Source organism: Burkholderia sp. Ac-20379 (genome assembly GCF_017104645.1).
GTDB lineage: Bacteria > Pseudomonadota > Gammaproteobacteria > Burkholderiales > Burkholderiaceae > Burkholderia.
Window position 1 is genome coordinate 1 of the sequence record NZ_JAAGPF010000255.1, and the last position, 11,078, is coordinate 11,078.

The 11,078-nt window shown below is 68.8% G+C and carries 9 protein-coding genes; 7 read left to right on the top strand and 2 right to left on the bottom strand.

Annotated elements, in window-relative coordinates:
* Together G3N92_RS35365 and G3N92_RS24935 are read right to left on the bottom strand one after the other, a co-directional pair.
* On the bottom strand, window positions 1-197 hold a 197-nt coding region (locus G3N92_RS35365), incomplete at its 3' end, for an ATP-binding cassette domain-containing protein (protein WP_206130263.1).
* Window positions 194-1,249: an iron ABC transporter permease gene (locus G3N92_RS24935; RefSeq protein ID WP_206130264.1), complete on the bottom strand. Its 1,056-nt coding sequence runs from the start codon at window positions 1,247-1,249 to the stop codon at window positions 194-196. The genes G3N92_RS35365 and G3N92_RS24935, both read right to left, overlap by 4 nt.
* 254 nt (window positions 1,250-1,503) lie before the next feature.
* On the opposite strand from G3N92_RS24935, the gene G3N92_RS24940 reads away from it, so the two are divergent.
* From G3N92_RS24940 to G3N92_RS35370, 7 genes are all read left to right on the top strand, one after another.
* A complete protein-coding gene (locus G3N92_RS24940) occupies window positions 1,504-3,315 on the top strand; it encodes a DUF3300 domain-containing protein (protein ID WP_206130265.1) in 1,812 nt (603 codons plus the stop codon).
* 626 nt (window positions 3,316-3,941) lie between these two features.
* Window positions 3,942-5,690 (top strand): ABC transporter permease subunit, encoded by a 1,749-nt coding sequence (locus G3N92_RS24945; RefSeq protein WP_206130266.1) that lies wholly within the window; start codon window positions 3,942-3,944, stop codon window positions 5,688-5,690.
* 30 nt (window positions 5,691-5,720) lie between these two features.
* Entirely contained in the window at window positions 5,721-7,055 is a 1,335-nt protein-coding gene (locus G3N92_RS24950; RefSeq protein ID WP_241015007.1) for a nitrate/sulfonate/bicarbonate ABC transporter ATP-binding protein, read from the top strand.
* Window positions 7,056-7,189: 134 nt separating this feature from the next.
* Window positions 7,190-8,905 carry an ABC transporter substrate-binding protein gene (locus G3N92_RS24955; RefSeq protein ID WP_206130268.1) on the top strand — a complete coding sequence of 572 codons (1,716 nt, stop codon included), beginning with the start codon at window positions 7,190-7,192 and terminating at the stop codon, window positions 8,903-8,905.
* A 2-nt stretch (window positions 8,906-8,907) separates the two neighbouring features.
* Window positions 8,908-9,837, top strand: coding sequence for an ABC transporter permease (locus tag G3N92_RS24960; RefSeq protein WP_206130269.1), 930 nt, complete (start codon window positions 8,908-8,910; stop codon window positions 9,835-9,837).
* Window positions 9,834-10,721, top strand: a complete 888-nt coding sequence (locus G3N92_RS24965) for an ABC transporter permease (RefSeq protein WP_206130270.1) — start codon at window positions 9,834-9,836, stop codon at window positions 10,719-10,721. Before G3N92_RS24960 ends, G3N92_RS24965 begins: the two co-directional genes overlap by 4 nt.
* Window positions 10,722-10,744: 23 nt before the next feature.
* Window positions 10,745-11,078: ATP-binding cassette domain-containing protein (locus G3N92_RS35370; RefSeq protein ID WP_206130271.1), on the top strand; the 334-nt coding region annotated here is incomplete at its 3' end.

Genomic DNA, 11,078 nt, shown 5'->3' on the forward strand with positions numbered 1-11,078 from the left:
GCCGGGCGCGCCGCGCCGAACAGCAGGCGCAGCAGCGTGCTCTTGCCCGCGCCGTTCACACCGAGCAGCGCGACCAGCTCGCCGCCGCGCAGATGCAGATCGACGCCGTCGAGCACGGTCGCCGCGCCGCGCCGGAAGCCCAGGCCTTCGCAGGCGAGCGTGGCGGCGTGCCGGGGCAGTGCGGTGGGCGCGCTCATCGCAGCAACCTGCCGCGTTGGCGCACCAGCACGAAGCCGAACGCGAGCGCGCCCGCGATTTCGGTGATCACGCCGAGCGGGATTTCGGAGGCCACGAGGCTGCGCGCGAGCGTATCGGCCACCACCAGCACGGTCGCGCCGAGCAGCGCGCAGGCCGGCACCACGGCGCGGTTCGAGGCGCCGGCCACGGCGCGCGCCAGATGCGGCACCAGCAGCCCGACCCAGCCGATCATGCCGCCGAGCGAGACGGTCAGCGCCGCCGAGAGCGTGGCCACGCCGATCACCGCGAGCCGGATCCGGTGCACCGGCACGCCGAGGCTCAGCGCTTCGTCGTCGCTTTGCGAGAGCGCGTCGAGCAGCGGCGCGGCCGCGCACAGCAGCAGCACGCCGGCGGCGAGTGGTGGCCCGAGGCGGCCGAGATCGGGCCAGCCGACCTGGGCCAGGCTGCCGAGCAGCCAGTAGACGATCGCGGGCAGTTGATCGAGCGGATCGGCCACGTACTTGACCATTGCCAGCAGCGCCGAGAACAGCGCGTTGCTGACCAGCCCGCCGAGCAGCAGCGCCAGCGTGCCGCCGCCGCCGAGCAGCCAGGCCACCGCCACGCCGAGCAGCATCGCGGCGCAGCCGGCCCCGAACGCGCAGGCCTCGATCCACCAGACGTTCGGCACGGCGCCGCTCGTCACGATGCCGAGCGCTGCCCCGAACGCGGCGCCGCTCAGCACGCCGAGCCAGCCCGGCGACACCAGCGCGTTGCGGAACACGGCCTGATAGCTCGCGCCGCTGGTGGCGAGCGCGGCGCCGGCCAGCGCGGCGGCAAGCAGGCGCGGCAGCCGCTCGTCGACGACGATCGCCTGCCATTGCGCGAGCGTCGCGGCGGAAATCGCCGGGTGCGCTGCAACATGCAGCGCCTGCGCAACCTGCAACGGCGTGAGTGGAAAGCGGCCGGCGCAGAGCGCGAGCAGCGCGGCTGCCGCGAGGCTCGCGGCGCACAGGCCGAGCACGGCACACGGCTGGCCGGCACGGCGCACGCGGGGGAGGGGCGGGGAAGACATCGATTGCATCGGGGCGCGGCGTGGCGTGTCGAGGCGGACGACACGGCGGCAGCGTCAAGGAAACCAAGGAAAGCGGCGTATTCTAGGAGATATAGCGACATGATGCAGTGCGACAAAATGTTCGCATGCCATGCGCGACGTTCGTTCCCGCCTTTCAACTACACAACGTCATACAAGTAACAGATTGTCGGTAGGCCGAAGCGTCTCCTCGTCCGTTAATCTGGGTGTGTGCCACCAGACAACAAGAAGGGGATATGAAAGCAACATCGAACATTCTCGGCACCGTCGTGGCGTCGACGCTGATCGTCAGCCTGATGGCGCTGGCCGGGTGCAACAAGGGCAACTCCACCGACACCACGCAGGCCGCGTCCGACGCGTCGGCGGCGTCCGCCGCGCAACCGGCCTCGGCCGCCAGCACGTACACGCCGCCCACCGCCGCGCAGCTCGAACAGATGGTCGCGCCGATCGCGCTGTTCCCCGACAAGCTGGTGGCCCAGGTGCTTGCGGGCGCAACCTATCCCGACCAGATCACCGCGGCCAACCAGTGGCTCGCGCAGAACCCGTCGCTGAAGGGCGCGGCGCTGCAGAACGCGGCGAACCAGCAGCCGTGGGACGTCAGCGTCAAGTCGCTCACCGCGTTCCCGGCCGTGCTGAATCAGATGGCCGGCAACATCCAGTGGACCACGGCGCTCGGCGAGGCCTACGTCAACGATCCGACCGACGTGATGAACGCGATCCAGGTGATGCGTCAGCGCGCGCAGCAGTCGGGCAACCTGAAATCGTCGAAGCAACTGGCCGTGTCGAGCACGGCGCGTCAGGCGCCGCCGCCCGATTATCAGGGCGAGGCCGGCGAGCCGCCGGTGTACGCCGGCCCGGCCGTGATTCCGCCGCCGCCGCAAACCATCGTGATCGCGCCGGCGCAGCCGGACGTGGTGTACGTGCCGACCTACGATCCGAACGTGGTGTACGGGCAGCCGGTGCCGGTCTATCCGGGCTACGTCTATCACCGCCCCGAGTATTCGACGGGCGAGGTGGTGACGGCCGGCGTGCTGACCTTCGGCGTGGGTATCCTGGTGGGCGATGCGATCAGCCATCACCACGACTGGGGCTGGCACGCCTGGGGCATGAACTGGGGCGGCGATCGCGGGCCCGGCGGCGGCTATCGCGGCGACGGCCCGGGCAATGGCGGTAGTGGCGGCAACGGCAACGGCGGCGGCTGGCATCGTCCGGCGGTGGTCTACAACAACAACACGTACGTGTCGCGGTCGACCACGGTCATCAACCGCATCAACAACACGACGATCAACAACCACTACGACACGACGCGCAACGTCGTGAACAACAACGTGGTGAACAACACCACGCGCATCGACAACCACAACGAAGGCCGCCCGAATCCGGGGCAACTGCCGGGCCAGGCGCCGGGCAACGCGCACCGGCCGCCGGGCCCGCCGCCCGCGAACCCGGGCGCGATGACGATGCCGCATTTCACGCAGGGCGATACGCGCGAGGGTGCGCGTCCGGCGCCGCAGCAAGGCGGCAATCCGCACGCGGAAGGCCGGCCGGGCTTCGAGACGCAGCAGCACGGCAACGGCGAGCCGGGGCATCCGGGGCAAGGCCAGCCGCATGGGCCGCAGCCGAACTTCGGAGGGCAGATGGGGCAGATGCAGCATGGCCAGCCGCAGGAGCACGCGCGTCCGGCCGGCGAGGCGCCGCGCACGGAGCAGCAGCAACAGCGCGAACAGCAGGTACAGCAACACGAGCAACAGCAAGCGCAACAGCGCGAACAGCAGGCACAGCAACACGAGCAACAGCAAGCGCAGCAGCGCGAGCAGCAGATGCAGCAACGCGAGCAACAGCAAGCGCATCAGCGCGAGCAGCAAGCACAGCAACGCGAGCAACAGCAAGCACAGCAGCACGAACAGCAAATGCAGCAACGCGAGCAACAGCGTCCGCAGCCTCAACAGCAGCACGAGCAACCGCGGCCGCAGCCTCAGCAGCATGAGCAGCCGCACCCGCAAGCTCACGAGCAGCCGCACGGCGGCGGCGAGCATCACGAGCATTGAGGCACGCGGCGCCCCGGCGCCGAATCCGCTGCTCGCCACCCGCGCCCGGGCCGGTTTCTCACCGCCCCGGGCGCGGCTCGTTCGGTTGAACGTGACGATTCGTGACGATTCGCGCACCGTTTTCCGTAAGCCTCGAAAGGCACGCCACAGGCCGATTCCACGGCATTCGAGACTTTGTCGAAAATGATGTTGACTTATGTTTTGCAGGCCGCCTAGAATCCGCAGGTCTTCAAATTTGGGGCAAAAGCCTTGGACTCGTGTAGTAGTCGAACCTCGATCAGATTCGCTGCCTGAACGGCAGGACGTCCGCGCTTCCCATCCTAGCCGCCGTCCTGCCAACAGGCAGACGGTGCGCGTCGCTTTACCTCCCCGTGCATCCTGTTCCCGCGCCATGAGGCGCCGTGTCGTCATGCGTTCGCGCGTCAGCGCCGATCCGCATGCGGCGTGGCCTTCGTGCGCCCCGGTCCGACCGGTTCGCTGATCGCATGGCTGTCATTCGGCAGCCGTACGATGCGCGCCGTCTCCACGCCCGTGCCTCGGCACGCCCGGCTGGCGAGAGCCCTGCGCTTTTGTTTCGTTTTCCTTACTTGCTGCGCATCCGCATCGACTTCGATGAGGTCATATCGATGAATCTGAAACTCGGCATCAACCTGACGGCCAACCCGTCCGTGTCCCGCGTGCTGCCCAACCGCTGGGACCTGCTCGCTTTCCCGCTCATCATCGGCATGCTGGCGATGGCCGCGATCGGCTTTCATCAGACGCTTGCGCCGATCTCGACGCTGAAAACCGAAGCCATCTCGCTCGATCCCTCGCATCTGCCCGAATACGCGATGCGCACCACGCTGCGCATGCTCGCGGCGATGTTCGCCTCGCTCGTGTTCACGCTGACCTACGGCACGCTGGCCGCGAAAAGCCGGCGCGCCGAGAAGGTGCTGGTGCCGATCCTCGACATCCTGCAATCGGTGCCCGTGCTCGGCTACATCTCGTTTACGGTCACGTTCTTCCTGGCGCTGTTCCCGGGGCGCGTGATCGGGGCGGAGCTCGCGGCGATCTTCGCGATCTTCACGAGCCAGGCCTGGAACATGACGTTCAGCTTCTATCAGTCGATGCGCTCGGTGCCGCGCGATCTGTCGGAAGTGTCGCGCAGCTTCCAGCTCACCGGCTGGCAGCGCTTCTGGAAGCTCGAAGTGCCGTTCGCGGTGCCGGGCCTGATCTGGAACATGATGATGTCGATGTCGGGCGGCTGGTTCTTCGTGGTCGCCTCGGAAGCGATCACGGTGGGCGACAGCACCATCACGCTGCCGGGCATCGGTGCGTACCTCTCGCAGGCGATCGCGGCCAAGAGCCTCGGCGCGGTGGGCTGGGTGATCCTGACCATGACGGTGGTGATCCTCGCCTACGACCAGTTGCTGTTCCGTCCGCTGGTGGCCTGGGCCGACAAGTTCCGCATGGAGAACACCGCCTCGGGCGACGCGCCGCAATCCTGGCTGCTCGACATGGTGCGCCGCACGCGGCTGATCCATCAGATGCTCGCGCCGGCCGGCTCGATGCTGGCCGCCACCGCCCGCATGCGTCTGCAACTGCTGCCGCGCCGCCAGGCCGCCGCGCCGTCCGCCACGCGCAAGGCCACGCTGGCCGGCGACATCGTGTTCGCCACGGTGATGGGCGCGCTGGCGCTGTACGCGGTGGTGCGTGTGGTGGCCTACATGCGCACCGGCGTCACGCTCGACGAGGTCGGCCACGTGTTCGGGCTCGGGCTGATCACGCTGCTGCGCGTGGTGCTGCTGATCGCGATCTCGTCGGTGATCTGGGTGCCGCTCGGCGTGCTGATCGGCCTGCGCCCGGCGCTGGCCGAGAAGATCCAGCCGCTCGCGCAGTTCCTGGCCGCGTTCCCGGCCAACCTGCTGTTCCCGATCTTCGTGATCTTCATCGTGCGCTTTCATCTGAACGTCGATGTCTGGCTGTCGCCGCTGATCGTGCTCGGCACGCAGTGGTACATCCTGTTCAACGTGATCGCGGGCACCACCGCCTATCCGAACGACTACAAGGAAGTGGCGAAGAACTTCCGGATTCGCGGCTGGCAATGGTGGCGCGGCGCGATGCTGCCCGGCATCTTCCCGTACTACATCACGGGCGCGATCACGGCCTCGGGCGGCGCGTGGAACGCCAGCATCGTGTCCGAATACGTGCAGTGGGGCGACACCAAGCTCGCCGCGCACGGCCTCGGCGCGTATATCGCGCAAACCACGGCGGCCGGCGATTTCCCGAAGATCATCCTGGGCATCGTCGTGATGTCGCTGTTCGTGACGCTGTTCAACCGCATCCTCTGGCGCCCGCTGTATGCGTATGCCGAGTCCAAACTCCGCCTCGACTAACAAGGAGACCTCATCATGAATACGGACATCCTGACCACCGACCGCACGGCAGCGGCCAACGCCACGAACACCGCGCCGGCGCACGGCGCCGAGGTGCTGCGCATCGACAACGTGCGCCGCGGCTTCGACAAGTCGCAGGGCGAGCAGCTCGTGCTCGACGGCGTGAACCTGTCGCTGCGCGAGGGCGAGATCGTCGGCCTGCTGGGCCGCTCGGGCTCCGGCAAATCCACGCTGCTGCGCATCATCGCCGGCCTGATCGAGCCGAGCAGCGGCGACGTCAACTACATGGGCAAGCCGCTGCGCGGCCCGGCGCAGGGCTGCGCGATGGTGTTCCAGACCTTCGCGCTGTTCCCCTGGCTGACCGTGCTGCAGAACGTGGAAGCCGGCCTGGAAGCGCTCGGCGTGGATGCCGACGAACGCCGCCGCCGTTCGCTCGCGGCGATCGATCTGATCGGCCTGGACGGCTTCGAGAACGCCTACCCGCGCGAGCTGTCGGGCGGCATGCGTCAGCGCGTGGGCTTCGCCCGCGCGCTGGTGGTGGACCCGACGCTGCTGCTGATGGACGAGCCGTTCTCGGCGCTCGACGTGCTGACCGCCGAAACGCTGCGCACCGACTTGCTCGACCTGTGGACGCAGGGCCGCATGCCGATCAAATCGGTGCTGATCGTCACGCACAACATCGAGGAAGCGGTGTTCATGTGCGACCGCATCCTGGTGCTGTCGTCGAACCCGGGCCGCGTGGTGGCCGAAATCCAGGTGCCGTTCAAGCACCCGCGCAACCGGCTCGATCCGGCGTTCCGCAAGCTGGTGGACGACATCTACGCGAAGATGACCACCCGCAACCTGGGCGAAACCGCGCGCGACGAATGGCAACTGGGCAGCTGGCTGCCGCACGTGTCGACCAACCTGATGGCCGGGCTGATCGAGACGGTGGCCGCCGCGCCGTACAACGGCCGCGCCGACATGCCGGAAATCGCGCGTTCGCTGCACCTGCATATCGACGATCTGTTCCCGATCGCCGAGGTGCTGCAGCACCTGGCGTTCGCCGACGTGCGCGACGGCGACGTGCAACTGACGCAGGCCGGCCGCATCTTCGCCGATTACGGCACGCAGGAGCGCAAGACGCTGTTCGCCGAGCACCTGCTGCGCCACGTGCCGCTGGCCGCGCGCATTCGCACGGTGCTCAACGAGCGCCCCGGCCATCGCGCGCCGCGCGTGCGCTTCGAACAGGAGCTGGGCGATTTCCTGCCCGACGAAACCGCCGAGGAAACGCTCGACGCGGTGATCGCCTGGGGCCGCTACGGCGAGGTGTTCTCGTACAACGACCAGACCGGCATCTTCAGCCTGGCCGACGTGGAAGACTGATCGGCTCGCGCCGCTTCGCGCCATCGCTGCGATGGTTCGAAGCGGCGCCCCCTATATCGTTAGCAGCAATGCTTCGTTGTCCCGCGCAGGCAGTCGAAATTAGGCTGTCTCGTTCTATTCGGGGATAACGCTGCATGAATCGCTTCACATCACGATCGACCGGACGGCCCGCGCATGCGTCGCGGGCCGTTTTCCTTACCGCTCTGGCTGCATCGGCCGCGTTCTCGCTGGCCGGCTGCGGCAAATCGGAGCCGGCCGGCGGGGGCGCGGCCTCCGCCGACGCCGCAGCTTCGAAAGCGGCGCTCAAGCCGCAATCGGGCGGCACGCTGACCTGGGGCGTGACCACCGAGCCGGCCTGCTTCGACCCGCACCGTTCGTCGCAACAGAACGCGTTCTGGGTGATCCGCAACGTCATCGATTCGCTGATCGACAAGCGCGCCGACGGCAGCTACGCGCCGTGGCTCGCGAAATCGTGGAGCGTGTCGGACGACGGCAAGGTCTACACGTTCAACCTGCGCGACGACGTGCACTTCACCGACGGCACGCCGTTCGACGCGAACGCGGTGAAGGCCAACTTCGACTACATCCTCGCCAACGTGGCCACCACCTCGGCCTCGTCGTCGCTGCTGGTGCACTTCGATCATGCGGAAGTGGTGTCGCCGAGCGTGGTCAAGCTCGTCATGAAGCAGCCCGATTCCACCACGCTCGAATCGCTGTCGAGCGTGAAGCTCGGCTTCATCTCGCCGAAGGCGCTCGAATCGGCCGCCGACCTGTGCGGCGGCGGCCCCGCGCTGGTGGGCACCGGCCCGTTCGTGTTCAGCGCGTATCAGCGCGGCCAGTCGGCCACCTTCACGCGCAACCCCGATTACCAATGGGCGTCGGGGCGCGCGCAGCATCAAGGGCCGGCCTATCTCGACCGCGTGGTGTACCGCTTCCTGCCCGAGGCGGCGGTGCGCACCGGCGCGCTCAGCTCCGGCCAGGTCGACATGATCGAGGGCGTGCAGCCCACCGATGCGCCGGTGTTCGACGGCGTGGACGGCTTCGGCTACTACACGGGGCCGTCGGCCACCACCTCGTTCACGCTGAACGTCAACTACACGATCGCGCCGGCCGACGACGTGCGCGTGCGCCGCGCGCTGCGCGACGGCTTCGATCTCGACGCGATCGTGAAGAGCGTCTATCTGGGCACGGTGCGCCGCGCCTGGTCGAACATCGGCCCCGACAACCCCGACACCAACGCCGCGCTGAAGGGCACCTGGGGCAACGACGTGAAGGGCGCGAACGCGCTGCTCGACGCCGCGGGCTGGACCGCGCGCGACGCCGAAGGCTTCCGCACCAAGGACGGCAAGCGCCTGACGATCGAGGTCGGCTATCCGCAGCCCTACGTGCGCGACAGCCGCGACGTGCTGATCCGCGCGATCCAGTCGGCGCTGCGCCAGAACCTCGGCTTCGACCTGAAGCTGCACATCACCACGGCCGGCGATTTCGCGAACCAGAAGGCGAGCGGCGTCTGGTACATCTACCCGAACACCGACAACCCGTCGGACGTGGCGATGGAGCTGTGGGACATGCTCGGCGATCACGGTTTCCTGTACAACGCGATTCCGAAATCCGACCCGGTGATCACCGGCGCGATCAACCGCGCGCGGCAACTGCCGGTAGGCGACGAGCGTCGCAAGCTGCTGGCCGACATCCAGCATCGCGCCGTGGATCAGGGCTATATCGTGCCGCTGTTCGCGCCGGCCTATCACATCGCGGCGAAATCGACGGTGCACGGCGTCGGCTTCGAGCCGGAACTCGACGGGCCGAACAGCGCCTACGAGCTCTGGCTCGACCGCAAGGGATCCTGATCATGCTGCGCCAGATCGCAACCCGCTTCGGCACCGGGCTGCTGGTGCTGTGGCTGGCGGCCAGCGCCGCGTTCGTGACGATTCACGCGCTGCCGGGCCGCATCGAGGACATCCTCGCCGGCGACCTGACCTATCCGGGCCTGCGCGACGCGATCGCCGCGCAGTGGGGGCTGAACCACAGCCTGCCATACCAGTACGGGCAGTTCCTGCTGCGGCTCGCGCACGGCGACCTCGGCACCTCGTTCGTGATGCAGCAGCCGGTGGCGGCGGTGCTGGTCAGCCAGCTGTGGCCGACCGTGCAACTGGCCGGCTCGGCCGGGCTGCTGGCGCTGGCGCTCGCGCTCGTCGCGGCCACCGTGACGGCCGGCGCGCAGGATCGGCGCGGCGAGTGGCTGCGGCGCTCGGCGTCGGTCGTCGAGCTGGGCTTCACGTCGATGCCGGTGTTCTGGCTCGGCATGCTGCTGCTGATCGCGTTCTCGTTCCATTTCCGCTGGTTCCCGGTGTCGGGCGGCGGCGGCTGGCGCTCGCTGGTGCTGCCCGCCATCACGCTCGCGTTGCCGACGGCCGGGGTGCTGTCGCAGGTCATGCGCGAGGCGCTCGATGCGGCGTACGAGCGGCCGTTCGTGATCACCATCCGGGCGCGCGGCGTGTCGGCGTTCGGGCTGCGCGCGCGGCACCTGCTGCGGCACGCGCTGCTGCCGGTGGTGACGCTCGGCGGCTGGCTGATCGGCGGCCTGCTCGGCGGCGCGGTGATCACCGAGAAGATGTTCGGCCGGCCTGGCCTCGGCAGCATCACGCTCGACGCGGTCACCTCGCAGGACGTGCCGGTGGTGCTGGCCGTCGTGCTGCTGGCCGCGTTTGTCCATGTCGCGATCTCGACGCTGCTCGACGTCGCCTATCTGTTCATCGATCCGAGGCTGCGCAAGTCATGAGCGATCTGTCCGCCTTGTCCCCGGCCGCGCCCGACGCGGCCCCCGTCGGCCCCGCCGTGCGTTCGGCCCGCCGGCCGTGGCGCTGGCCGCTGTCGGTGCTGCTGTCGGCCGCGTTTCTCGCGCTGCTGGCGGTGGCGCTGGCGTTTCCGCATGCGTTCACGCGCTACGACCCGCTCGTCAGCGACGTGGCGCACGCGTTGCAGCCGCCCGGCGCGGAACACGCGTTCGGCACCGACCGGATCGGCCGCGACGTGCTTTCGCGCGTGATCTACGGCGCGCGTTATTCGCTCGTGATCGGCCTGGCCAGCATGGGCGTGAGCCTGCTGATCGGGCTGGCGGTGGGCCTGACCGCCGGGCTCGGGCCGCGCGCGCTCGACGAGGGCGCGTCGCGCGTGTTCGACGTGCTGTCCGCGTTTCCGCCGATCCTGCTGTCGCTGTTCGTGGTGTCGTTCGCCGGGCAGGGGATCGTCAATATCGCGGTGGCGGTCGGCATCGCCGGGATTCCGAAGTTCGGCCGCGTGCTGCGCGCGCAGACGCTCGGCGTGCGCCGCGCCGATTACGTCACGCACGCGCCGGCCTACGGCTATTCGCGCACGCGGGTGTTTGTCCGGCATCTGCTGCCGAACGTGCTGAGCGCGATCCCCGTGATTGCGACCATCGACATCGGCAGCGCGATCCTGGCCGTGTCCGGCCTCAGTTTCCTCGGCCTCGGGCCGCAACCGCCCACGCCCGAATGGGGCGTGATGCTGGCCGAAGGGCGCGACGTGCTGCGCGTCGCGTGGTGGCCGAGCGTGTTCCCCGGCGCGGCGATCACGCTGACGGTGATGGCGTTCACCGTGATCGGCAAGGATCTGTCGCGCCGTCATGGAGGGCGTACGCGATGAACGCGCGATCGAATTTTTCAGGCATGTCAGGCAACGGGCCCGAGGCCGGGCGCGTGCTGGTGGACGTGCGGGGCCTGTCGATCGGCTTCGCGCACGCGGCTGGCGCCGGGCCGCTCGTGCGCGGCGTGGATCTGACGATCCGCGCTGGCGAATGCGTCGCGCTGGTGGGCGAATCGGGCTCGGGCAAGAGCCTGACCGCGCGCAGCCTGATCGGGCTGGCCGGCGCGGGCGCGCAGGTCGGCGCCGAGCGCTTCGAGATCGACGGGCGGCCCGCGCTGGGCTGGCGCGAGAAGGATTGGCGCGCCGTGCGCGGCGCGTTCGCCGGGCTCGTCATGCAGGACGCGCTGGTGTCGCTCT

Bases quoted from the DNA above. Each gene is read 5' to 3' on its own strand.
- G3N92_RS24935 (WP_206130264.1), bottom strand. From the start codon at position 1,249: ATGTCTTCCCCGCCCCTCCCCCGCGTGCGCCGTGCCGGCCAGCCGTGT.
- G3N92_RS24940 (WP_206130265.1), top strand. From the start codon at position 1,504: ATGAAAGCAACATCGAACATTCTCGGCACCGTCGTGGCGTCGACGCTG.
- G3N92_RS24945 (WP_206130266.1), top strand. From the start codon at position 3,942: ATGAATCTGAAACTCGGCATCAACCTGACGGCCAACCCGTCCGTGTCC.
- G3N92_RS24955 (WP_206130268.1), top strand. From the start codon at position 7,190: ATGAATCGCTTCACATCACGATCGACCGGACGGCCCGCGCATGCGTCG.
- G3N92_RS24960 (WP_206130269.1), top strand. From the start codon at position 8,908: ATGCTGCGCCAGATCGCAACCCGCTTCGGCACCGGGCTGCTGGTGCTG.
- G3N92_RS24965 (WP_206130270.1), top strand. From the start codon at position 9,834: ATGAGCGATCTGTCCGCCTTGTCCCCGGCCGCGCCCGACGCGGCCCCC.